Source organism: Rhizobium sp. 01T444 (assembly GCF_056398305.1).
Genome location: NZ_JBFTPD010000002.1, coordinates 294,306 through 318,026, shown reverse-complemented (window position 1 = coordinate 318,026; position 23,721 = coordinate 294,306). Strand labels below are relative to the sequence as shown.

At 59.7% G+C, this 23,721-nt stretch carries 20 protein-coding genes, 1 tRNA gene and 3 pseudogenes; 15 read left to right on the top strand and 9 right to left on the bottom strand.

The window, feature by feature from the left end; genetic code table 11:
- Positions 1–85 precede the first annotated feature (85 nt).
- Positions 86–1,150 carry a multiple monosaccharide ABC transporter substrate-binding protein gene (gene chvE / locus AC1DTN_RS04330; RefSeq protein WP_007824697.1) on the bottom strand — a complete coding sequence of 355 codons (1,065 nt, stop codon included), beginning with the start codon at positions 1,148–1,150 and terminating at the stop codon, positions 86–88.
- Positions 1,151–1,420: 270 nt separating this feature from the next.
- Between chvE and AC1DTN_RS04325 the strand changes: the two are divergent.
- Positions 1,421–2,422: pseudogene (locus AC1DTN_RS04325) on the top strand (LysR family transcriptional regulator); the annotation flags it as partial.
- A gap of 44 nt (positions 2,423–2,466) precedes the next feature.
- Here AC1DTN_RS04325 and AC1DTN_RS04320 read toward each other — a convergent pair.
- Positions 2,467–3,273 (bottom strand): putative glycolipid-binding domain-containing protein, encoded by an 807-nt coding sequence (locus AC1DTN_RS04320; RefSeq protein WP_442207050.1) that lies wholly within the window; start codon positions 3,271–3,273, stop codon positions 2,467–2,469.
- Between AC1DTN_RS04320 and AC1DTN_RS04315 the strand changes: the two genes are divergently transcribed.
- Together AC1DTN_RS04315 and AC1DTN_RS04310 are read left to right on the top strand one after the other, a co-directional pair.
- Positions 3,259–3,714: a hypothetical protein gene (locus AC1DTN_RS04315; RefSeq protein WP_113325145.1), complete on the top strand. Its 456-nt coding sequence runs from the start codon at positions 3,259–3,261 to the stop codon at positions 3,712–3,714. The two genes, AC1DTN_RS04320 and AC1DTN_RS04315, sit on opposite strands and share 15 nt — an antisense overlap.
- Before the next feature lie 316 nt (positions 3,715–4,030).
- Positions 4,031–4,921, top strand: coding sequence for a Hint domain-containing protein (locus AC1DTN_RS04310; protein WP_477920027.1), 891 nt, complete (start codon positions 4,031–4,033; stop codon positions 4,919–4,921).
- Positions 4,922–5,064: 143 nt separating this feature from the next.
- Here AC1DTN_RS04310 and AC1DTN_RS04305 read toward each other — a convergent pair whose 3' ends face one another.
- On the bottom strand, positions 5,065–5,331 hold the full coding sequence (locus AC1DTN_RS04305; protein WP_113322472.1) for a hypothetical protein: 267 nt from the start codon (positions 5,329–5,331) through the stop codon (positions 5,065–5,067).
- A 199-nt stretch (positions 5,332–5,530) separates the two neighbouring features.
- On the opposite strand from AC1DTN_RS04305, the gene iolG reads away from it, so the two are divergent.
- Positions 5,531–6,523, top strand: coding sequence for an inositol 2-dehydrogenase (gene iolG, locus AC1DTN_RS04300; RefSeq protein ID WP_007824705.1), 993 nt, complete (start codon positions 5,531–5,533; stop codon positions 6,521–6,523).
- An 80-nt stretch (positions 6,524–6,603) separates the two neighbouring features.
- Here the strand turns inward: iolG and AC1DTN_RS04295 are convergent, their stop codons facing one another.
- Complete coding sequence (locus tag AC1DTN_RS04295) at positions 6,604–7,827, bottom strand: ROK family transcriptional regulator (protein ID WP_113322473.1); 1,224 nt, start codon at positions 7,825–7,827, stop codon at positions 6,604–6,606.
- 226 nt (positions 7,828–8,053) lie between these two features.
- Between AC1DTN_RS04295 and xylF the strand changes: the two genes are divergently transcribed.
- From xylF to AC1DTN_RS04280, 3 genes are all read left to right on the top strand, one after another.
- Positions 8,054–9,094, top strand: a complete 1,041-nt coding sequence (gene xylF, locus AC1DTN_RS04290; RefSeq protein ID WP_007815345.1) for a D-xylose ABC transporter substrate-binding protein — start codon at positions 8,054–8,056, stop codon at positions 9,092–9,094.
- Between the two features lie 258 nt (positions 9,095–9,352).
- Positions 9,353–10,663: a sugar ABC transporter permease gene (locus AC1DTN_RS04285; RefSeq protein WP_439016143.1), complete on the top strand. Its 1,311-nt coding sequence runs from the start codon at positions 9,353–9,355 to the stop codon at positions 10,661–10,663.
- Between the two features lie 14 nt (positions 10,664–10,677).
- Complete coding sequence (locus AC1DTN_RS04280) at positions 10,678–11,460, top strand: ATP-binding cassette domain-containing protein (protein WP_007815343.1); 783 nt, start codon at positions 10,678–10,680, stop codon at positions 11,458–11,460.
- A gap of 156 nt (positions 11,461–11,616) precedes the next feature.
- Here AC1DTN_RS04280 and AC1DTN_RS04275 read toward each other — a convergent pair whose 3' ends face one another.
- Positions 11,617–12,000: a nuclear transport factor 2 family protein gene (locus AC1DTN_RS04275; RefSeq protein ID WP_439016144.1), complete on the bottom strand. Its 384-nt coding sequence runs from the start codon at positions 11,998–12,000 to the stop codon at positions 11,617–11,619.
- Positions 11,997–12,446: a VOC family protein gene (locus tag AC1DTN_RS04270; RefSeq protein ID WP_439016145.1), complete on the bottom strand. Its 450-nt coding sequence runs from the start codon at positions 12,444–12,446 to the stop codon at positions 11,997–11,999. The genes AC1DTN_RS04275 and AC1DTN_RS04270 overlap by 4 nt, the downstream gene beginning before the upstream one ends.
- Before the next feature lie 51 nt (positions 12,447–12,497).
- On the opposite strand from AC1DTN_RS04270, the gene AC1DTN_RS04265 reads away from it, so the two are divergent.
- The 4 genes and pseudogenes from AC1DTN_RS04265 to leuS all read left to right on the top strand — a co-directional run bounded on the left by AC1DTN_RS04265 (position 12,498) and on the right by leuS (position 16,377).
- Complete coding sequence (locus AC1DTN_RS04265) at positions 12,498–13,103, top strand: TetR/AcrR family transcriptional regulator (protein WP_439016146.1); 606 nt, start codon at positions 12,498–12,500, stop codon at positions 13,101–13,103.
- Positions 13,097–13,294 (top strand): annotated as a pseudogene (locus AC1DTN_RS04260) (ATP-binding cassette domain-containing protein); the annotation flags it as partial. The gene AC1DTN_RS04265 and the pseudogene AC1DTN_RS04260, both read left to right, overlap by 7 nt.
- Positions 13,295–13,483: 189 nt before the next feature.
- Positions 13,484–13,560: transfer RNA gene (locus AC1DTN_RS04255), tRNA-Arg, on the top strand.
- Positions 13,561–13,851: 291 nt separating this feature from the next.
- A complete protein-coding gene (gene leuS, locus AC1DTN_RS04250; protein ID WP_439016147.1) occupies positions 13,852–16,377 on the top strand; it encodes a leucine--tRNA ligase in 2,526 nt (841 codons plus the stop codon).
- A 139-nt stretch (positions 16,378–16,516) separates the two neighbouring features.
- Here leuS and AC1DTN_RS04245 read toward each other — a convergent pair whose 3' ends face one another.
- A complete protein-coding gene (locus AC1DTN_RS04245) occupies positions 16,517–17,197 on the bottom strand; it encodes a hypothetical protein (RefSeq protein WP_439016148.1) in 681 nt (226 codons plus the stop codon).
- A gap of 321 nt (positions 17,198–17,518) precedes the next feature.
- Between AC1DTN_RS04245 and AC1DTN_RS04240 the strand changes: the two genes are divergently transcribed.
- Complete coding sequence (locus tag AC1DTN_RS04240; protein WP_439016149.1) at positions 17,519–18,022, top strand: hypothetical protein; 504 nt, start codon at positions 17,519–17,521, stop codon at positions 18,020–18,022.
- A 478-nt stretch (positions 18,023–18,500) separates the two neighbouring features.
- On the top strand, positions 18,501–18,764 hold the full coding sequence (locus AC1DTN_RS04235) for a DUF982 domain-containing protein (RefSeq protein ID WP_439016150.1): 264 nt from the start codon (positions 18,501–18,503) through the stop codon (positions 18,762–18,764).
- Between the two features lie 404 nt (positions 18,765–19,168).
- Here AC1DTN_RS04235 and AC1DTN_RS04230 read toward each other — a convergent pair whose 3' ends face one another.
- Complete coding sequence (locus AC1DTN_RS04230; protein WP_007815334.1) at positions 19,169–20,092, bottom strand: LysR family transcriptional regulator; 924 nt, start codon at positions 20,090–20,092, stop codon at positions 19,169–19,171.
- A 260-nt stretch (positions 20,093–20,352) separates the two neighbouring features.
- On the opposite strand from AC1DTN_RS04230, the gene AC1DTN_RS04225 reads away from it, so the two are divergent.
- Together AC1DTN_RS04225 and AC1DTN_RS04220 are read left to right on the top strand one after the other, a co-directional pair.
- Positions 20,353–21,171 (top strand): alpha/beta fold hydrolase, encoded by an 819-nt coding sequence (locus AC1DTN_RS04225; protein WP_439016151.1) that lies wholly within the window; start codon positions 20,353–20,355, stop codon positions 21,169–21,171.
- A gap of 136 nt (positions 21,172–21,307) precedes the next feature.
- Positions 21,308–21,439: pseudogene (locus AC1DTN_RS04220) on the top strand (DUF982 domain-containing protein); the annotation flags it as partial.
- A gap of 379 nt (positions 21,440–21,818) precedes the next feature.
- Here the strand turns inward: AC1DTN_RS04220 and AC1DTN_RS04215 are convergent.
- Positions 21,819–23,141: a virulence-associated E family protein gene (locus AC1DTN_RS04215; protein ID WP_442206852.1), complete on the bottom strand. Its 1,323-nt coding sequence runs from the start codon at positions 23,139–23,141 to the stop codon at positions 21,819–21,821.
- Positions 23,142–23,721 lie beyond the last annotated feature (580 nt).

Sequence of the window (23,721 nt, the reverse complement as noted above, 5' to 3'; positions counted from 1 at the left end):
AACCCAACGCCGCGACCAGAAATGACCCGGCGATCATAGAATCGAAGACCGGAACCCGCAATCGCGCGGGTTCCGGCCATTCATATTACTTCAGCTGGTCTTCCTTGTAGTAACCGCCATCAACGAGAACTGCCTTGTAGTTCTCCTTGGTCACGGCGACCGGCTTCAGCAGGTAGGACGGAACGACCTTGACACCGTTGTCGTAGGTCTTCGTGTCGTTGACTTCAGGCTCCTTGCCGGACATGACGGCATCAACCATCGAAACGGTGACCTTCGCCAGATCGCGGGTATCCTTGAAGATCGACGAATACTGTTCGCCAGCGATGATCGACTTGATCGACGGGATTTCCGAGTCCTGGCCGGTGACGACAGGCAGCGGCTGCCCAGCCGAACCGTAGCCGACGCCCTTCAGCGACGAGAGGATACCGATCGACAGACCGTCGTAAGGAGACAGGACAGCGTCAACCTTGGCGTCGGTGTAGTTAGCCGAGAGCAGGTTGTCCATGCGGGCCTGGGCCGTTGCCGGATCCCAACGCAGCGTGCCGACCTTGTCCATGCCGGTCTGGCCGGACTTCACGACGAGCTTGCCGGAGTCGATGTAGGGCTGCAGGACAGACATTGCGCCGTCATAGAAGAAGAAGGCGTTGTTGTCGTCCGGCGAACCGCCGAAGAGTTCGATGTTGAACGGGCCCTTGCCGTCCTTGAGGCCGAGCTTGTCGACGATCGTGCCAGCCTGGAGAACGCCAACCTGGAAGTTGTCGAACGTGGCATAGTAGTCGACATTGGCCGAGTCGCGGATCAGGCGGTCATAAGCGATGACCTTGATGCCGGCGTCATGAGCCTTCTGGAGAACGTCGGAAAGGGTCGTACCGTCGATCGAAGCGACGACGAGAACCTTGGCGCCCTTCGTGACCATGTTTTCGATCTGCGAAAGCTGGTTCGGAATATCGTCGTCAGCATACTGCAGGTCGGTCTGGTAGCCGGCAGCCTGGAGCTGCTTGACGATGTTGTTGCCGTCGTCGATCCAGCGAGCCGAAGCCTTCGTCGGCATTGCGATGCCAACCAGGCCCTTGTCGGCCGCCATAGCCGGCATAACGAACGATGCGACGCCGAAAGCAGCCGCAGCCATCAATGAGATAATGGATTTCATTTCTCTCTCCCTTGTTAAAGATTAGCGGACGAAAAATCGCCCGCCCCGAAACTGTGGCAGGTTCCGTATTGGATAGTTACTTCAGATGGTGAGAAACGAAGTAGGTCTCCTCCACGATCTCACACGTGTTGAGTGCCAACCAGCACACGGCGGCAAACTGGTATGGATTCCTATAACTGTCAAATAGAATAACTGGTAATGTGCATAACAAATTTGGTATATCGTTAAAAAGTATTACTTTTGATGGAGCGCAGTGGGGAGGCTGCAACCATGACGATTATCTCCGAGCCATTTTCTTTGGAACATGTCGACATTAACAGCGACAATTTTGGCGATGACGGCCTTCTACGTGCAGGACTTAAGCTGAATCACCTGCGTATGATTGTCGCAATCGAAGATAGCGGGCAGATTTCGGCTGCCGCAGAGGTGCTGAACATATCGCAGCCGGCGGCCTCCCGAATGCTGTCCGAAATGGAGTCGATTGTGAAGACTCCGCTCTATGAGCGGGTTGCCCGCGGCGTGGTGCTGACCACCTTCGGCGAAGCTCTCGCCAGGCGTGCGCGCAAGATCCTTCTGGAGCTGCGTGAGGCAAGCCGCGAGATCGGCGAATTGAAGAGCGGCAAGGGCGGCTCGGTCTTCATCGGCGCCGTCACCGCGCCCGCCATGAGCCTCGTCGTTCCCGCCATCAACACGGTGCGCAAGACCTTTCCCGGCATCGAGGTCAACATCCAGGTCGAGACCAGCAATGTGCTGGCGCGCGAACTTCTCGCCGCCCGCCACGACTTCATCATCAGCCSCATCCCCGATGACCTCAACCCGCGCCTTTTCGAGGTCCGCGAGATCGGCGTCGAGAAAGCCTGCCTGATCGTGCGCAGCCGCCATCCCCTCTTAAAGAAGAAGAGCCCAAGCAGCCTGTCGGAGATCAAGGATTACGATTGGGTGTTCCAGCCGCCGGGCACGCTGCTACGCCGCACGATAGAGGATATCTTCCTGTCGCGCGCCGTTCGGCTTCCGGAAAACATCGTTAACACCTCTTCGCTGCTGCTGACTTGCGCGATCATCTGCGAGACGGATGCCATTGCCCCCGTCGCCGTCGATGTCGCCCAGTTTCTCGCCTCTCAGAGCTCGAACGCCTCCGACGTGCGCATCCTGCCGATCGATTTCGAGATCAACGTCAAGCCCTACAGCCTGATCACCGTCCGCGAGCGCGCCCTGCCGCCGAGCGCCCGGCTGCTCTACGATCTCATTCTGGAAGAGAGCATCCGGCAGGCTGAGGGCTGGGGCCTTCAAGATACCCGGACTGAACGACACGCATGCTACGACAATCTTCTGAAAACGCCCGGGTAATCCAGCACGATGCCGTCGCCGTCGACCTCGAGTTCAGCGGAAAATCCGGTTGATAGGCCCTCATAGAGAAAACGGTTCTCGGCAAGTTTGGTATAGCGCTGTTTGACGGGTTCGACGATCAGGTCCGGCAAGGAAACATAGGCAGCATTGATGCCCTCGGCGACACCTATTCTTTGTTCAAGCCGCCGGATTGGCAGGGTGTTGGTGAAGGGTGTTGCTGCAATATCGACATCGATGCACCCGGCCAAATCGGAAATCTCCGAGCCATTCCCGTTGACCCAACGACCGCGGCCGTCAGACAGAATGTGCAGTCTTGGACCCTTGGCGATCTGAACCCCAACTTCGCGCACCCGCCAATGCGGGTCGATCACCAACCGGTAGGTCAGATCATATTTGCCGGCTTCGAACTGTCCGGTCACCACACCTTCCGCAAGCACACCCTCATCATTGTGGAGGATGGAAAGACGCTCAAGTCCGTCTCCGTCCCAATCGGTCCATTGTATTGTCCGCTTCCACGCTGTCATACGCGCCCCCATTTCCTTGTCCACAAATACTGCCCCTGTCGTGGCGACCGGCTCTGGACACAATACATTGCGGACAGTTCGCCAGGCATGGGATTTCACCAGGCCGGCACCACGCCAAGATTTACTGTGGCCACCAGAATGCTTCAATCTGACCGGGACAGGCTCAGGATCGTGTATCGAAATCCAGCCCGGCGCCAACTTGGCGCCGTCTAATGCGCCGCTCGAAAAGGAAGGCGCATGCTGTTCGGACAATCGATATTCCAATCCGTTCTCGAACGGTTGAAAGAGGAAGACGCCGGGGAAGCGGAAGAGCCGGCCGCCCATCGCGTTCCCGGCTTTCCGACAGGCCTCGCCTTCGATGTGATGGAGGGTGTTTCGGCTGCTTCGCAGCGGGTCGGGCAAGCCTATTTCGACAATCTCCGCCCCGAGCCGGCGATTGCGGCGCCTCCCCCGCTGGCGCCCGAACCGATCATGCCCGATCACCTCGCCCGCATTGCACCGGAAGAGATTGCCGCGGACCTGTCGATTTCATCTGCCGATACGCAACAGACGCTGAACGAGAAACGGCGCGCTTTCGCCAAGGCCAATCATCCTGATGGTGTCGCAGAGCCTTTCCGCGCCAATGCCAACAGACGCATGATGATCGCCAACCTGCTGATCGACGAGGCGATGCGCCGCCTGCCGCGCAGCTGAAGCTTCCCTGTCCGCCGTCGAACGATCTGACGCGTTCCAGGCTTTGGACGGCTGGCGTTTCCGGCTCGCTTTGCGGCTTGTCTACACTGCTTTTTTCTGACAACTCAACCGGTACTGATAGCAGCCCGATTGAATATTTCGCGTTTTAGTAGCAGATAATTCCTCAGCTTTTTGGTACAGGCGACAGCATATTTCGGCACGCCAACATACCGTGCCTACTCCCTTTTCATTAGGCCTCAACGCTATTTAGCGAAATTGAATGCGATACAACCTTTTGTAACATAGGCCGGTGTTAATGTTATCGAAGGACACCAGCATGTCATCCACGCAAGATCCTAAGCTGCCACGCAATACCGCGCGCAGACATTTTCTAGGTGTTGCCGCTGCGGCCGGTGCCCGGCTTGCCGGCGTTGCGGCATTGGCGACGGCAATTTCCACCTCTCCCGCGAATGCATTGGGGCGGCTTTGGGGGCGGGGCGGCTCCGGTGGACATGGAGGCTCTGGCGGACACGGCGGCTCCGGTGGACACGGAGGCTCTGGCGGAAACGGTGGCGGTGGCGGCGGCCCGCAGTGTTTCCTACGCGGGACGGCGATCCTCACGGATTGCGGTGAAAAGCCCGTCGAGGATCTGCGCATCGGCGATCGCGTTGCCCTTCCGGACGGGAGCACCCGTCCCATCAAATGGGTCGGCCGCCAGGTCTTCAAGAAGAGCGGCGCACGCTGGCATGAAGGCGTCGTGCCGATCCGGGTTTCCCGCCACGCGCTGGATAGCCGCACACCACATTCCGATCTCTACCTGTCACCGGACCATGCGCTGTATCTGAACGGCGTTCTGATCCGCGTGAACGATCTCGTGAACGGTACCACCATTGCACCGGTCACCCCGGCCGACGACATGTCGATCGAGTACTATGCCGTTCTGCTCGACACGCATGAAGTCATCCTTGCCGAAGGTGCCGCGGCCGAGACCTTCCATCTCCTGGGGAGCAATCACGAGGACTTCTCCAATTTTGCGGAATACAAGCGCCTCTACGGTGAGGAACGCACCACGATGACGTCCTATGCGCCGGTGCTGGGCGAGGAAGGCGGCTGGAAACACTTGAAAGCGCTTCTCCTCCTTGGTGCTTCGCCATTGGTGCCGATGCGCGATCCGTTCGGGGATGCCTGCAAAAAGATCGACGCACAAGCCAAAGAGCTGTCGCTCTGACCAGCTGCGGGCCTTCCGCGCCGAATCGGAGGGCCGGAGAACTCGTGTCACGCAAAACTGTGCAGCGGTTTTGCAAGCACGATATGCGTGAAAACAAGGACCTGAAGCGTGCCGCGCATCCGAAAGATCGCGGCACGCCTTAATTATTCGGCCTTCTTCTCTTCTTCTATTGCCGGCTTGTCCCCGTCCTCATCATCGGGTGTGACAACTGCTGCCGTTTCCGGCGGCTTCGGATCGAAGGTCCAGATCAGCATATAGAAGGAATAGGCGCCGGCGCCGCCCGCAAGCACGCCCCAGAAGGGGTCGCCGCCGATGAATTCGAAGATCGCCCATCCGAAACAGACCACGACGATGAGGACACGAACCCAAAGGTGTCGATAGGTCGGATGGTTAGGATCGATCAGCTGCATCTCTGTCCTATTGTCGTGATAACGCCGTCTCACTCTTGTGATGACGCACGTCTCACTGTTGTGATGACGTCACTTGTCTTTAGGATGGATTTCACAAATGTGAAAGGCCCGCGGACTTGACGCGGCGATTGGAAAATGGAATGAAAATTCCAAACTTATATCAATTCGGTTTATTTGTTCCGAATATAGGGAGGCAGTAATGACAGTGAGATTTGGTCTTCTCGGCGCCGGCCGCATCGGCAAGGTCCATGCAAAGGCCGTCAGCGGCGATGCCAATGCAAAGCTCGTGGCCGTCGCCGACGCCTTCCCGCAGGCTGCCGAAGCGATCGCTTCCGCCTATGGCTGCGAAGTGCGCACCATTGAAGCGATCGAGGCCGCCAAGGATATCGACGCCGTCGTCATCTGCACGCCGACCGACACCCATGCCGACCTGATCGAGCGCTTTGCCCGCGCAGGCAAGGCGATCTTCTGCGAAAAGCCGATTGATCTCGACGTTGCGCGCGTAAAAGCCTGCATCAAGGTCGTGGAAGAAACCGGCGCCAAGCTGATGGTCGGCTTCAACCGCCGCTTCGACCCGCATTTCATGGCGGTGCGCAAGGTCATCGACGAAGGCAAGATCGGCGATGTCGAGATGGTGACGATCACCTCGCGCGATCCCGGCGCCCCGCCGGTCGATTACATCAAGCGTTCGGGCGGCATCTTCCGCGACATGACGATCCACGATTTCGACATGGCCCGCTTCCTGCTCGGCGAAGAGCCGGTCTCCGTTTTTGCAACGGCCGCAGTGCTCGTTGACAAGGCGATCGGCGAAGCCGGTGACTATGACAGCGTCTCCGTCATCCTGCAGACCGCATCCGGCAAGCAGGCCGTGATCTCGAACTCGCGTCGCGCCACCTATGGCTACGACCAGCGCATCGAGGCTCACGGCTCCAAGGGTCTCGTTTCGGCCGAAAACCAGCGTCCGGTCTCGATCGAAGTCGCCAATGGCGAAGGCTATACCCGCCCGCCGCTGCATGACTTCTTCATGACCCGTTACACCGAAGCCTATGCCAACGAGATCGCAAGCTTCATCGCCGCGATCGAAAAGGGCTCGAAGATTTCCCCCTCCGGCGCCGATGGCCTGGCTGCTCTCGCGCTCGCAGATGCCGCCGTCCAGTCGGTCAAGGAAGGCAAGCTCATCAAGATCGGCTGACCGCCCTCTCCCGACGGTCGCCATAATGAGATGGCCGGGCTCTTGCCCGGCCATTTCTCGTTTAAGCAGTATCCTGCGTTTCAATCCGTTCCCTGGAGACCGGCCACGACGATATCCTCATCGATGACGGCCAGCGCCCGGTTCAGATGTCCTTCGAAGACGAGAATCTGTTCGTCCGCGACGACCCTGAGTTCCGGCATGCCCTCCATGCGCACCATATGAGATTGGCCGAGCCCCTCCTCGATCCCCTGCCGCAGCAGATCGTAATAGCGCGTGCCGGGTCCGGTGATCGCGATCGGCATGCGCTCCGTCAGGCTCAGCATGCGCGACAGCCCGTTGCCGAGTGCCAGCCCCGCCTGCCGGAAGGCAAAGCCCGAGATACGATGGCCCTGCCGGGCCCGCGCCGCGATCTTGTCGAGCTCGGCCACTGGCACGAACTTTGCCGGGATCGTATCGAGCGGCACTTCGAAGGCGGTGCGCAGGATCGCGTAGAAACCGGCATAGGCTTCGATGCAGCCGCGCGTGCCGCACCGGCAAAGCCCGCCATTGGCCATATGCAGCATATGCCCGAAATTGGGCGCGGAGACTTCATGCCCGCCATGGGTCGTCCGCCGCACGATCCCAAGCCCGATGCTGTGGCCGAGCGAAAGGGCGGCCAGCGAGCGGAAATCCGCGCCTTTGACATTCTCCTCACGCGCGCCGAGGGCGGCAGCGACCAGCAGCGTCTCGTTGTCGAGAATGACCTTCGCCTTCCATTCCGGCTTGAGCGCCAGTTCGAAATCGATCTGGTCGCTGCCGAAGATCGGCGACCAGACGAGAACCGGTTCGGATGAGTTGACCAGCCCCTTGCTGCTGATCGAAATGAGCAGCACCTTCTCCCGTTCGATCCGCGAGCGCGACAGGATACGCTCAAGCCCCGCCCGCACCCCGTTCACGAAGCGGCCAGCCCCATCGGGATCATGCGACCTTTCCTCGCTGAAACGGTCGATCAGCTTGCCCGAGTAATCGACGAGCGAATATTGCACGGCGTCCGAGGAGATGATGACGACGATGAGATAGCCGCAGTCGCGGCGCTGGCGCAGAAGCACGCGCGGGCGCCCTCGCCCGCTCGCTGCCTGGTGCTCGGATTTTTCGATCACCTGCGCCTTTTCGAGATCGGCCGTGATCGCAGAAACGGTCGCGGACGAAAGCCGCGTGAAATCGGATATTTCAGTGTGAGCAAGTGGCCCGTGGCGGCGAAGAGTGGCGAGCACAAGCACGCTGTTTCTCTGCCGTACGAGCTCCGTGCTCGACTTGGTCAGCATCTATCGCCGCCTCTTCCCCGTTCGTTCCGCCCTTGGTTTGCCACAGCATCTCCAGCCCCTCCAGTCAAAGGAAATTAAGCCGGTAGTGCGGTGTTGACAGTTGAAAAAATCTCTGACACTAAATTTCTCGACTGTCGAGAAAAAAATCCGAACCTTTCTGGACAGGCTTTCGCGGTGGCCGGAGGAGCAGAGGCTGGGCCGGCTGCAATTCACTCGGGAGGACATTATGAAGTCTATTTATAAGCTGATGGCAGGTGCTGCCATTCTCGTTTCGCTGCAGTCGGCTGCCATGGCTGCCGACCTCGTCGTTGGCGTTTCCTGGTCCAACTTCCAGGAAGAACGCTGGAAGACGGACGAAGCCGCCATCAAGAAGGCTCTGGAAGCCAAGGGCGCAAAGTACATTTCCGCTGACGCACAGTCTTCGGCTGCAAAGCAGCTCACCGACGTTGAGTCGCTGATCTCCCAGGGCGCAAACGCCCTCATCATTCTCGCTCAGGACTCCGACGCCATCGGTCCGGCGGTTGAAAAGGCCGCCAGCGAAGGTATCCCGGTCGTCGGTTACGACCGCCTGATCGAAAACCCGTCTGCCTTCTACATCACCTTCGACAACAAGGAAGTCGGCCGCCTGCAGGCTCAGGGCGTCTTCAAGGCAAAGCCGGAAGGCAACTACGTCTTCATCAAGGGCTCGTCTTCCGACCCGAACGCTGACTTCCTCTTCGCAGGTCAGCAGGAAGTCCTGAAGGCTGCAATCGACGCCGGCAAGATCAAGAATGTCGGCGAAGCCTATACCGACGGCTGGCTGCCGCAGAACGCTCAGCGCAACATGGAGCAGTTCCTGACCGCCAACAACAACAAGGTTGACGCTGTCGTTGCTTCCAACGACGGTACGGCCGGTGGCGCCGTCGCCGCTCTCGACGCACAGGGCCTCGCCGGCACCGTTCCGGTTTCCGGCCAGGACGCCGACAAGGCAGCACTCAACCGCATCGCTCTCGGCACGCAGACGGTTTCCGTCTGGAAGGACAGCCGCGAACTCGGCAAGCGCGCTGCCGAAGTCGCTCTCGATCTCGCCGGCGGCACGGCCCTCGACAAGGTTGCAGGTGTGCAGACCTTCGAAGGCGGCCCGAAGAAGGTGAAGATGCAGTCCATCTTCCTGACCCCGCTCGCCATCACCAAGGACAACCTGAACGTCGTCATCGACGCCGGCTGGATCTCCAAGGCTGAAGCTTGCCAGGGCGTCAAGGCCGGCTCCGTCAAGGCTTGCGACTAATCCTCGCCTGACGATCTGAAATACCGGCGCCGCAGCGGCCATCCGCTGCGGCGCCGGATGCGGATGAAGCCCGCTCAGTGGTGCTTCTCCGTTCTCGCGCACATCGCGGATGCTTTGATTCCCTGCCAGAATAGTGCCGTTGTGATCGGCTATTTTCGGAAGCGTCCCGGTGGTCACAACAAGAACAGGCGGTCATCGGCCAGCTATTCCTMTCAGGAGCAGGCCTGCGCCCAAACAAATGGGGGAAACGGCAAACCCATGGCAGACATCACCCAATCGACCTCCTCCGGCCCGCGCACGGCAGTTGAAGGCCCCTTCACGCGCTTCCTCAGGGCAACGGAAATAGACACCCGCCTTCTCGGCATGATCGGCGCATTGCTGGTCATCTGGGTCGGCTTCCACTTCTATACCGGCGGCCTGTTCCTCACGCCCAGAAACCTCTGGAACCTCTCCGTCCAGACGACCGAAATCGCGGTTCTGGCGACCGGCATGGTGCTGGTCATCGTCACCAGAAACATCGACCTGTCGATCGGCTCGATCCTTGGCTTCGTCGCCATGATCATGGGTGTGGTCCAGGCGAAGTTCCTGCCGCAATATCTGGGCTTCGACAATTCCTTCACCTGGGTCATCACGCTGATCTGCGGCCTCATCGTCGGCTCGGCGATCGGCCTGTTCCAGGGCGTCATCATCGCCTTCATGGGCGTTCCCTCCTTCATCGTCACCCTCGGCGGCTTCCTCGCCTGGCGCGGCCTTGCCTGGTATGTCACGAGCGGCCAGACGGTCGCCCCCCTCGACACCACCTTCCGCATCATGGGCGGCGGCGCCGAAGGCGCAATCGGCGCCACCTGGAGCTGGATCATCGGTGCGGCTGCCTGCGTGCTGATCGTCATTTCCATCATCGGCTCGCGTCACCAGCGCCGGCGCTTCAACTTCCCGCGCCGTCCGCTCTGGGCCGAATATGTCCTCGGCGTGCTCGGCTGTGCCATGGTGCTCGGCGCCATCTGGGTCTCCACGATCTATTACTGGCCGCCGGCCATCGCCAAGCGCTATGCCGAAGCCAATAACATCACCATGCCGGAAACCGGCCTGATGATCCCCTACGGCATCGCCGTGCCGGTGCTGATCGCCATCCTCGTCGGCATCGTGATGACCTTCATCGCCACGCGCCTGCGCTTCGGCCGCTACGTCTTCGCGATCGGCGGCAACCCGGAAGCGGCAGAACTCGCCGGCATCAAGACCCGCTGGGTCACGGTGCGCATCTTCGCGCTGATGGGCTTCCTCGCAGCGGTGGCCGCCGCGATCTCCACGGCACGCCTCAACGCCGCCGCCAATTCGCAGGGCACGACCTACGAACTCTATACGATCGCAGCAGCCGTCATCGGCGGCACGTCTCTGGCAGGCGGTACCGGCACGATTGCCGGCGCCATGCTCGGCGCGCTCGTCATGCAGTCGCTCCAGTCAGGCATGGGTCTCGCAAATGTCGATACGCCCATCCAGAACGTCGTCGTCGGCGCGGTGCTCGTCATTGCCGTCTGGCTCGACACTGTCTATCGCTCCCGTGCGAAGTAAGAGGAGTACGAACCATGGCTGAACAACGCACTCCCCTTGTCGAACTGAAGAATATCTCGATCTCCTTCGGCGGTATCCACGCGGTCGACAATGCCTCGGTCGACCTCTATCCCGGCGAAGTCGTGGCCCTTCTCGGCCATAACGGCGCCGGCAAGTCGACGCTGATCAAGATCCTCTCCGGCGCCTACAAGCGTGACTCGGGCGAGATCCTGATCAATGGCGAACCGGCCGACATCCGCAATCCGCGCGATGCCAAGAAGTTCGGCATCGAGACGATCTACCAGACGCTGGCCGTCGCCGATAATGTCGACGCCGCCGCCAACCTCTATCTCGGCCGCGAGCTGAAGACCCGCTGGGGCACGCTCGACGACGTCGCGATGGAACATTCCGCCCGCGAGGTGATGGGCCGCCTGAACCCCAACTTCAAGCGCTTCAAGGAGCCGGTCAAGGCACTCTCCGGCGGCCAGCGCCAGTCCGTCGCCATTGCCCGCGCCATCCTGTTCAACGCCCGCATCCTGATCATGGACGAGCCGACGGCAGCCCTTGGTCCGCAGGAAACGGCGCAGGTGGGCGAGCTCATCAAGCAGCTGAAGAAGGAAGGCATCGGCATCTTCCTGATCAGCCACGACATCCACGACGTCTTCGACCTCGCGGACCGTGTCTCGGTGATGAAAAACGGCCAGGTCGTCGGCCACGCCCGCACCGAAGATGTCACCAAGGACGAAGTCCTCGGCATGATCATCCTCGGCAAGGTGCCCCCCAAGGCCATCCCCGGCCCTGGCGCCATGCAGGTCTGACCGCCGCAAGGCGACCAGCGCTGCGACAATCACACTCCGCCGCCCGCAAGGCCGGCGGAGTTTTTATGGATTACGTGGCTCTAAGAAAGGGCTGCGGGCGTCGCGCATGACCTCTTCGTGGATCAGTGAGACAGGCGGCATCCGCCGCAAGGGACGCTAGGCACCGCTCCTGGCCGGGGAGAGGTGGGTCAGTACGCACCGCCACCTGTTGCCCTCCCGGTGATAGACGTCGGTGATCCATTCGTCGGCTGATATCGGTTCGCCACGGAACATTCCCGTGTTCTGCCCGCGACCGGTAACCGTGGCGACATTGCCGAGCAGATGGACGTGATGCGTCGTCTTGGTCATCGTGTCATGGCTCAGGACACCGGATCCGATCGCCGAAAGAATAGCCTGTGCAGGGATTGGGCCACGCTCAGGCGTCACCAGCACCCAGTCCTTCGTGATGCAGGCGGCGATCTTGACGGGATCGTTGGAAACCATCGCCGCGTTGAAGGCGCGCTCAGCCTCCTCTAGCGCTTCAAGGGCTGCGGCACTCACGCCGACATGTCCTCGTTCCAGCGGCGCTGCATCTCCTCAGGCGTGACCTGCTCGATGGTTTGCGACAGCATCCAGCGATAACCGAAGGGATCAAGCACCTGCGCCACCCGCTCGCCAAAACTCTGGTCGGTAGCCGGGCGCAACATCGTCGCCCCGGCCGACAGCGCCTGCGCCAGTGCTGCGTCGGTCGACACCGTGTCCATGTGGAAGGTCACCGGAGAGCCTCCGACGGTATCGGGAGACAGGGCGCCGAAGTCCGGATACTCGTCTGCCAACATCATCAGCGTCTCTCCGAAACGCAGCTCGGCATGGCCGATCCGCCCGTCCGAAGGATCGGTCATGCGGAAGACTTCCGTGGCGCCGAAAGCCTCCTTGTAGAAGTCGATGGCCCGCGCCGCATCCTTGACGATGAAGTAGGAGCTCACTTTTCGGGCAAAACTCGGCATGGATGACCCTCCTTGACTGGTTCTTATATTAACGTTACGTATCGTAAAGATATGAGTCAAGAGAATAACGCAACACCGAAGAAACGAGGGCGGCCGCCAAGCGCTGCTGCGCAGAGGCGTGCCTTGGAGGCCGCCCATGAAATCCTGATGGCCGAAGGTTTTGGCCGCATGACGATCGAAGCCGTGGCGGCGCGGTCCGGTGTCGGCAAGCCGACGATCTACCGTTCCTGGGCCAACGCGCAGGAACTGGCGATGGCCGCCCTTCTGGTCAACCGGCTACCGGAAGCGGAGGTCGGAGGGGGCACGGCGCAGGCGGCTCTCGGCGCGCAGATGAGCGGACTGGTGACTGCCTTTGCGAGCACGCGCGGGCGGCAGATCACCATGGCACTCGCTGCCGCCGACCCGGAAAGCGAATTCACCAAGGCCTTCCGCAATCAGGTGATCCTGTCGAGCCGCAACGCGGGTCGCGTCATCCTGGAGGGGGCGCTGGCTCGGGGAGAGATCGTTCCGCCGCTTGATATGGAGGCGCTGCTCGACATGATCTACGGACCGGTCTTCTTCCGGCTGCTGGTCGGCCATCGCCCGGTCTCGCCGGAGTTCGGCGATGCGATCGTCAGGACCGCGTTGCGGGCCGTTGCACCGTCGGGGACGAAGTGATGGGCCGCCTGAACCTGAACTTTAAGCGCTTCAAGGAGCCGGTCAAGGCACTGTCAGGCGGCCAGCGCCAGTCCGTCGCCATTGCCCGCGCCATCCTGTTCAACGCCCGCATCCTGATCATGGACGAGCCGACAGCAGCGCTGGGTCCGCAGGAAACGGCGAAGGTCGGCCCCGGCGCCATGCAGGTCCGATCGACCGATAGCTCGACAAGGAAACTCCGCCGCCCGAAAGGACCGGCGGAGTTTTCATTTCGGCAACAGCTTGGCCGGAAATCGCTTTAAAAGCCAAGTCCCAGAATTTCCGTGAACTTCGCGATTGAAGCAGAGCCAAAGCTAGGCTAAGAACCACGTCATCGGACGACGAGTCACATCGTCAGGGATGCACCCGTAGCTCAGCTGGATAGAGTGTTGGATTCCGATTCCAAAGGTCACAGGTTCGAATCCTGTCGGGTGCGCCATTTTTCAAATGTCCATACCGAAGACACAGAGCTCGTGAGGAACACGCTCGGCATAGTCCATTGGCACATTGTCAAACTGACCGCGCTGCCGGCGTCTGGACAGGAAAGCGGTTCCGTGTCATCAAAAAAGGCATGAACCCCGCGCGCACCAATTCAAAGCTCCTACTCGCCATCATTCCGATGGTGGGTTAGCACGCGCTTGCGTTTCAAAGATGCAGCAACCCGCCGAAGAGGCGGGTTTTTTGTTGCCATTCCTCTTCGGTCGGATTTCGAGACAGAAGGGAAGTCGCAATGCCATATGACCCCAAGACGATCGAGCCGCGATGGCAACGATACTGGGAGGAAAACCAGACGTTCAGGACCGAGGACGACCAAAGCCGTCCGAAATATTATGTCCTGGACATGTTTCCCTATCCGTCCGGCGACGGCCTGCATGTAGGTCATCCGGAAGGCTATACCGCGACCGACGTCGTGGCTCGGTACAAGCGCATGATGGGCTTCAATGTCCTGCATCCCATGGGCTGGGATGCCTACGGGCTGCCCGCCGAGCGATACGCAGTGCGGACAGGCGTCCATCCAGCGATCACCACGCGGAGCAACATCTCGAATTTCAGGAAGCAGGTCCAGCGTCTGGGCTTTTCCTACGATTGGAGTCGGGAGATTTCGACCACCGATCCCGAGTTCGTACGATGGACGCAATGGATCTTCCTGCAAATGTACAAGGCTGGCTTGGCCTACCAGGCAGAAGTTGCCGTCAACTGGTGCCCGGCACAAGGTACGGTCCTCGCCAACGAGGAAGTGAAGGACGGCCGCTACGTGGAAACCGGAGACCCGGTGGAACGTCGCACGATGCGTCAGTGGATGCTGAAAATCACCGCCTATGCCGACCGCCTGCTCGCGGATCTGGACGAGCTGGACTGGCCGGAAGGCATCAAGGCGATGCAGCGCAACTGGATTGGCAGATCGGAAGGCGCTGAACTGACTTTCGACGTCGAGGATAGAGAGAGCTCCCTGACGGTTTACACCACGCGTCCGGAAACGATCTTCGGCGCTACCTTCTTGGTCCTGTCCCCTGAGCACCCTGCTATCGATGCCATTGCCACCGTCGGCCAACGCGGAGAAGTCGACGCCTACCGCGCCCGCGCGGCGGCAATGAGCGCGATAGAGAAGTCGCAATCCCAGTCGAAAAGCGGAGTATTCACCGGAGCCTATGCGATCAATCCGGCGAATGGATCGCGGATTCCGGTATGGGCCGCTGACTACGCACTGATGAGCTACGGCACCGGAGCAATCATGGCCGTTCCCGCTCATGACGACCGCGACCGCGATTTCGCGCAGGAGTTCGGGCTGCCGATCGTCGAAGTCGTGTCGGCATTTGGCTCCCCCTCCGGCGATGTGCCGCCCGCTGCGCAGACTGGGGAAGGCTTGATGGTCAACTCCGGGTTCATGGATGGCATGGAGACGAAAGCGGCGAGAACGGCAGCGATCTCATGGATGACCGAGCAGGGCGTTGGTGTGGGGCGCGTCGAATACAAGCTGCGCGACTGGCTGTTCTCGCGGCAAAGATACTGGGGAGAACCCTTTCCTATCCTGCATGCCGCCGACGGCAGTGTCGTGCCCCTGCCAGAGGACGCCCTGCCACTGCTGCCTCCTGAACTGGACGAGTACAGGCCAACGCCGGACGGGGAGCCGCCGCTGGCACGGGCGGACGATTGGGTTCGGACGACCGATCCGAAGTCCGGCATGGAAGCTCTGCGGGAAACCAACACGATGCCGCAATGGGCGGGATCGTGCTGGTATTACCTGCGTTTTGCCGATCCCTGGAACGTGACCGCGCCGATCGATCCCGAGAAGGAGAAATACTGGCTGCCCGTGGATCTGTACGTGGGAGGAGCCGAGCATGCGGTGCTGCATCTGCTGTACGCGCGCTTCTGGCACAAAGTCCTGTTCGACATCGGCGTCGTGACGTCCAAAGAGCCGTTCCGCAAGCTGTTCAACCAGGGAATGATCCTGGCTTTCAGCTACAAGGATGCGACTGGGAGGTACTATCGACCCGAGGACGCGGCCGAGCGCGACGGTCGCTGGCATGTCGGAGAAATCGAGGTCGAGCGCCAGGTCGAGAAGATGTCGAAGTCGAAGTTCAATGTCGTCAATCCTGACGAGGTGGTCGAACGATACGGCGCAGACGCCATGCGTCTGTATGAACTCTTCATGGGGCCATTGGACGTTGCCAAGCCGTGGCAAATGTCCGGCGTGGCCGGGGTCAGCCGCTTCCTCCATCGCGTATGGCGGATCGCAATTGGAGAGGATGGCATGTTGTCGAGCAAAATTATCGATGCGAAGCCGTCCCCGGAGATCGCGCGCGTTCTTCACAAGACGATCAAGGCTGTCGGCGATGACATCGAGGCCCTGCGTTTCAACACGGCGATCTCAAAGCTGATGGAGCTGTCAAACGCATTGACGGGGCTGGACATCAAGCCACGGTCGGCGGTCGAATCCTTCGTTCTGCTGCTGGCACCGTTCGCGCCGCACATTGCCGAGGAACTCTGGAGAATGCTGGGGCATCCGGAAAGTCTGTCGCATGAACCCTGGCCGACATACGACCCCACCCTCGCCGACGATGATATCCGCGAATTTGTCGTTCAGGTGAACGGCAAGCTGCGTGGCAGGATTCAGGCTCCCTCGACGCTCGCCGCTGATGAACTCGTCAGACTGGCTGCGGAAGATCCTGACGTTCGCTCGAGGTTGACGGGGAAGACGGTGCTGAAGGAAATCGTTGTCCCTGGACGGCTGGTGAACTTCGTGCTTGCTCCATAGCATCGAGCCGCTCTGGAACGTGGTCGACACTGTCGGCCACGGCTTCCTTTGCAACTGGTCGCCCCAGTTTGGTCAGGGCGGCTAGGACTGCCGTGCTATGCAGGCAACGATCGCTTGCCCGGCCGTCGTAGACCCGCGATCACGGTTCCTCATCGGATTCGTCGGTGATTTCCAGAGCCGTAGCTACAGCGGAGGTTCGTTCATGAATTTGGCCGACGACACGATATCTGACGCGAACAGTGATCTTGTCACCATTTGCAGCAATTGACTGGTCAACCTTACCGCCCCGCTCAAGAACCACGTTGAAAGTGCGGCTTGGAGCGGGTTCTGTCCGATCGATCCACCCTTTCATACGATAGTTCTCCCAAGGTTTTGGGGCAGCGACTTCTTCCCAAGATTGCCTTTTGATACGTTCGGCAAACTTGAACACCTTTGCATCTTGTGGATGTAAACAAGTGACTTCCTCGATCATCACTGTTCTTCGGTTCCAGTTGTTAGCCTGAAGTGTTACCCGTTTTGTTTTGCGATTTCGCAAAAGCACGAACTCGGGCTGCGCGTCGCCGACCAAGAAATCCGATTGGCGTCTCGCCTCGCGAACTTGCTCCCTGAGCGGATCGAGCGTCATAAGGGCGGCGGCCAGGGCGCCAACCGCTGCGGCCCACCCAGAATAGCTTGCGAGCCAGTCCCTCAAGCAGCGACCCGGAATTTCACCTGCTGCACACCAGCGACCGGGCCAGTCAATGCCGACGGGTTGGAACACCGCCAGCACCGGCACGATGATGATCACAATGGATACGATAACGAGCCAGAATATCTTCATTGAACTGCAACTATAAGGGGAAATTCAAACGATGCAAGCGAAGAAAGTACGGCAGCGTGACCGCCAAACAATGTCTCGAGCGGCTCGTCGAATCGGAGGCGATATTGTCGGCCGGATGCGTGTTACTACCATGCCACAGTCTGTCAACGGCTCCGAACCTGCTGATCCCAAGGCTCATATCGAGAAGGCCGTTTATAGCTTTCGCGCATGAGCGAGGCCGCAGATACTGGAAGCGTCCGGTAGTGTTTGACCGAATATCGATACGACCTTTTTACTTGCAAGATTTAATAGCAACGACATTCACTAAAAGGATTGTTGATCATGAATGAATCTTCGAAGTCTCCAGCAGCATCCCCGCTTGGACGCCTCTGGCCACCGCTTCTTGTGTGCGTCGTGCTTTGGGTAGTTGCATTGGCTTGCGAGCGCGTGACTGGCGCTCCCCTTACCGAAAAGCTGACGGCTCTTTCGGACCCGAGCCTATTAATCATACTCGCAGCGGCGGTATGCTTCGCCACGGGTATCAATTTCGCCTTCAATGTCGACTGGTCTGTCCGTGCGTTCGAAACGGTGTTTAATATGGCGCTAGATGCGTTCATGTTGGTGTGGGCTGCGACGGCATGCGCGGCAATACGCTTTGCCTTCTCTGGCTACAACAAGTTCGCAATTGTCGTGCTTGCCGCCCCGATCGCGCTAGTCATCGTTTGGTATGTATGGCGCTGGATCGTAACCGATTTATTCAAAACCATCGGCAATAGGTACGTTCGCGCGACTTTCGGCGTGCTAATAGCTTTTTTGGGCTCAGCGTTTCTGCTTTACATGATTTGAAGTGAGCTTAAAGGCAGTAACTTACCTGGATCGACCCACAGATGACCTGTCACTTCCAGATTCCGGGTTGGGATCTCCAACACATACGACGCCTAATGAGAGACTCCCCAAACAGATCATTCCGAACAACATATCTGACGCTTTCGGCAAACGCTGGACAGTGTGGGTGCGTAGCCCGACCGACCCGTCTGACGAAAGCGGGTGACTTCATGGAATGGCTTTTGCAAAAGCTGTTGGCGAGCGTCTGCTAGTCGCAGTTGTGAGCGCCGGATTCAATCGCCCGCCGACTCTTTCACTTCCGGCAAAAGCGTCCAATTCATCAGCAGGCGCCCATAAGGCAGGCTTGCAAAGGGCGTAAGCCGGCGAACCGTGGCTTCTATCGCCTTCGGTCTTGCCGAGTGCGTTGCCATCCCCCGACCGCCCCTGGCACGCCTCTTGCTTCGTTAACACTACGCCATCCCATCGGGAGTATTGTGTAGTGGAATGGGACACCCCAATCGAATTCGATCCCGTGATCCTGATGTTTCACGATCCGGATAGGCTCCTGTCCGTCCGCACGGCTATTGGAGCAGCCAATGCGCTCATGAAGGAATTCCCCTGCGATGACGGGGAGGAATTTCTTGCGGCGATCAAGATCTGTATCGATGTCGTGAAGGGCAACGCTGAGCCCGAGGAGCTACGAGCGGCGATTATTCGCGCCGCAGGCGAGGCCGGGATTACCGCCATCGCCATATTGCACTGAGCCGGCCGTTTCTTGACCAGATAGAATGCGGCGCGTGCGGAAGCCACGGAGCGGGAAACCGCCCCTTTGCCTGCCGATCCATCAGACCGCCCAGGAGGCGACCGATCCGTTCGGCTGTGAGAAGCTGATCGACGATGCGCTCCGTCACCAGCCTGTCGAGCCTGTCCATCGGGATCGAGCGCCCCTTACAGGCCTCCTTGCCTTTCAGGGCGCATGTCGCACAGACGGCCCGCTTAAAGTGATTTGTCGCAAAACAGGGAAAGCATTCTGCAGCACCCAACATCACAGGGGCGTTCGCCACACATGGATTATGGTTACACGGGGGCGAGGATGTGAACGCCGCGACGCTACTCTTCACGGCTGCCGCAAGGGGGGGCCTGCTTTTCTTTGTAAAGGGGTCCCTATTATGGAACTTCAGCATAGCGGATGATGCTCTGATTTTGGACGTTGGCGACCAGTTCATCAGAACGAGACAAAAATCGGCGGAGCAAGGGTGAGGAATTTGAATCGTTATATCCTAAGGTGAGATCAATTGTCGGAGGCACACCCTCAAGTGCTCTAGCAACGACATTTGGCGTCAGCATATTTTGCGCATAAAGCGGAATAAGCGTTATTCCACCTGTAGACACGACGAGCGACATTGCTGATGGTAGACCGTCACCTTCGTACTCTGCCTTCAGCGTGATCCCAACGTTCGACGCGTAATCCTGGATCACGGATTGCAATACGGGAGAAATTTTAGCCGCACTGACGTAAGTTTCGCGGGCAAGGTCCTGCGGCTGGATCTTTTTGCGCGACGTCAAGCGATGGTCCGCCGGCAGCACGGCGATCAGTGGCTCCTTGGCTAAAAACTTGAAGGACACACCAACACTCAGCGTCTCGGGGCGAAGGAAAGCGACGTCCAGCTTGCCTCGCATCAGTGCCAGAGCAAGGTCCGGGGAAGACTGACTGGACAATATGATTTCAACCTCCGGCGCTTCCTCACGAATAATACGCAATGCATGGGGTAGCCACACAATCTCTTGCCCTGCGAGAAAACCGATAGTGAACGACTGCTTTTCCGGCCGTTCTGCCCGCCGGGCCCCTTCCGCAGCCGCCTCGACTTGCAATAAGGCCAGCCGCGCGTGATCAAGAAACACTTTACCGGCGGCGGTGAGCGTCACGCCGCGCGACTGCCGTTCCAGCAGCTTTACACCGACTTCGGTTTCCAGATCGCGAATTTGCCTGCTGAGTGAGGGCTGGGACGTGTGAAGCCGCCGCTCTGCTGCGGTCAGTAAGCTTCCCTCCTCCGCAACAGCAACAAAATAGCGCAAATGCCTCAGTTCCATCGGGTCCTCGCTATACCTTTAAGGCATAGCTCGAACGTACAAGGTATTTGTCTTCGATAGAAGGGGGATTTAATTAACGTCGCAATTTCGGGATATAATCGAACGCGCCTCACCGGAGTATTTCGCCTGCACGTCGAAAAGAAAGATGAGGCATGCGTGGCAATCTTGCGTTGATTATTGCAGTAGCGCGTGGATGAATGGCTCTAATTGATTATTTTGACCTTCAAAGGAATGTTTAACAGCGCAGATGGAGAGACTCGATGCCTACAATCACTACCACTGACGGCATAAACATCTTCTACAAGGACTGGGGCTCAGGCCAGCCGATCGTTTTCAGCCACGGCTGGCCGCTGTCGGCGGACGACTGGGACGCCCAGATGACCTTCTTCCTTCACCACGGCTACCGGGTGATCGCCCACGACCGGCGCGGCCACGGCCGGTCCGACCAGCCCGGCACCGGCAACGACATGGACCACTGGGTTGCTGACCTCGCGGCCCTGACCGAGCACCTCAACCTGCGCGACGCGATCCACATCGGCCACTCCACGGGTGGCGGTGAGGTAGCTCGCTATGTCGCCCGCCACCCGGAGCGGGTCGCAAAGGCGGTACTGGTCGCTTCCCTGACGCCGAACATGTACCGGAGCGAAGACAACCCGTCCGGTCAGCCGCCGGAGTGGTTCGAAGCGATCCGCGCGGGTGTGCTGGGCAACCGGTCGCAGTTCTTCCGGTTCGTCCCTGAGAACCCGTTCTACGGTTACAACCTCGACGGGGCCGAGCCTTCGGAGGCGATCATTGCGAACTGGTGGCGCCAGGGCATGGCCGGTGGTGCCCTGGCTCACTACGCGACTGTCGACTCTTGGCTGGAAGATTATACCGAAGACCTCAAGAAGATCACCGTGCCGGTGCTGGTGATGCATGGCGAGGCCGATCAAGTCGTCCCCTTCGCAAGTTCCGTACCGCGTGCGGTCGACCTGCTCAAGAACGGGTCGCTGAAGACCTATCCGGGCTACCCCCATGGCATGCTGACCACACATGCGGATGTCCTCAACCCCGACCTGCTCTCGTTCATCAGGTCTTGACGACATCGACCGGACCGCGGCCGTCACCCAACGTCATCAGGACGATCTGTCACCCGGCAGTACCGGGTGACACCTGTCGCCATCGACAGGCCAGCGTGCTTTCCGGCCCAGGCGCAGGCGGCACCGCCACTGCGAGGAGGAATTTCTTGCGGCGATCAAGACCTGTCTTGATGTCGTGCACGGCAACGCTGTCCCTTGGGAATTGAGAGCGGCGATTATTCGCGCTGCAGACGAGGCCGGGATTACCGCTATCGCCGTACTTCACTGAACCTTCGCTTTCGCGACAACGACGGCTTGACGCCTGAATTTCGTAAGCGCTGCCATTCATCCGCAAATTTCGTAAGCAAGATCCAAAAGCAAAATCAGTATCTTAACAATTACGCTTACGAACTTACGATATTTCGGCATGTCTCCAACTCTCATGCGGACAGCCGACAGTCCTGGAATACCGGTCTGTCTCCGCACCTGTGTTTCGCAATTATCTCCGTAAGTCCGTAAGCGAAGCAATAAATCATTGAAACCATTGGAGAAACGCGCCTACGAAGTTTATGTGTGCAATCGTAAGCGCCGTAAGCAAATCTGTAGGTCGGCCGGCACGACAGAGCCGCCGGAAGGCCAGCGTCTGCGAGGCGTTACGCTCGCACACTTCAGAAGACCCGTTCCCGCCCTCGCCGGCCGTGCTCGAATTCAATCCGTCCATCCACCCATCTCGACCAGTGCCTGCTGCTCACATCGCCGCGAACATAGACACGCACAGCTTCCCGCCCGCGATTGGAAACCACCGCCTGAGGTTCGAACCCCAGCCCGACAAGCGCCCTCTGCAGATTGGCGCGCCAGCCTGCCGGCAACCGGCTGGCATCCTCGCTTCCGCCCGTCAGCAGCTTGCGCACGTCCGCGCACGGCACCATCATGTCGCCATCGGGGATCAGGTCGCGGATGATCTCGTAGGTGGGGCCAAAATCCATCAGGCCCTGGTGCAGGGCTTCAAGATCGGCCCGCAATGCCGGGTCATCCAGCCACAGCGGCTCGCGCTCGTAGATCGTCATGACTTCGGCCCAGACCTGCGCGCGATCAGCCCGGATTGCCGCAATATCGATCGCCGTCGGCTTGACCGGCCACCAGCGGCGATTGCCCGTCGTATCCGTCAGAAACTCGTCGGCGTTCGTCGTGGCGTAGAACACGAACTGGCGCGGCACGTCGTCGACCCTCTGCTTATACGCCCCGCGCGCGGTATCCGTGCGAACCGTGATGAACTTCCTGATCGCCTCGATCTCCCGGTTCGACCTGCCGGCAAGCTCCGCAAGCTCGACAAGCCATCGCCCACGCGTGTTCTCTATCGCTTCGCGCGCGCCATCGCCCACCGTGACGCCGTCGGTCACCCATTCCTCGATCGGAACGAGAGCCCGGCCGAAGGATGATTTTCCGAGGCCTTGCCTGCCCTGCAGGGTCAGCACGTGGTCGAACTGGCACCCTGGCTGAAACACGCGTCTGGCCAGCGCTGAGAGCCATTTGCGCGCGAAGGCGCGGTTCAGGCGCGTGTCCTCGGCGCCGAGATAACAGGTCAGGAAAGTATCGACGCGCCGCATTCCATCCCACGCCGGCAGCGATGACAGCCACCCTTTCACGGGGTGATAGGGATGCCGGCTGGCGACCTTGTCGATAACTGGATTGATGTTGAAAACCTTCGGCGTCAGGCCAAAGCCTTCCAGCCATTCCACCGCTTCGGCAAGGTCATTGTTGCCGACGGGACGAGGCTTCCAGTCGCCCTGGCGCAAATCCCACGGCGGGCGGGCAAGCAACATCGTCTGGCCGCTGAATTCATCAAGGGCGAGCATTCCGCGCGCGTCGGGATGGTGTTCCAGCATCACGGTCCAATTGAGCGTGAGTCCCGGATGGGGATTGCCTTTGTCATTCGTCTTGAGCATGGCGAGCCAGTCGCGCGGCGGCTCGTGTGCGGTCATATGTGGCATGAGATTTTCCGCGTAGGGTGAAGTGGCGTTCCCTTCTCCCCGGCGGGGGTCCGAAGGACGGGTCGCGACCCGTGGCTCGACCCCCGCTGGAGAGAAGGCGACGTGGACTGTTTCGAACGTCGCCAGACCTATTCGGAAAACGGTTGGCAGATAGAATCGCGCTGCGAGACAGGGTTCGACGCCTCCAAGGCGAAGTGGATGGCGGAATAGCCGGCCAGTCAGGCCCCTTCTCGCCTCATCAGCGGTCAGCGCGCTCTCGCGTGCCGGAAACGAGGATATCGAACAATGGCATGCACAGCGGTCGCGAAGTCCCGCACGGCTTCAACCCAGGGTACGCTGCTGAAAATTAGGGCACGCTCCTGAAAGCGCCGCGATCCGCCGGTATAGCTCGACCGTCCCGGGTGCACGATCAAAAACGATTGTCAGGCGCTAAACGCCGTCGTCCACGGCTTCAATACCGCCACCGGGCAGGCCCCAGCTTGGAAATGAATTCGTTCCACGCCTTCCGAAGAGGCCCATCGGGCCGAGAGTGAACGGGCTTATTCCCAGCCCCGATATCTTGAGGCAATTGCGTCGAATA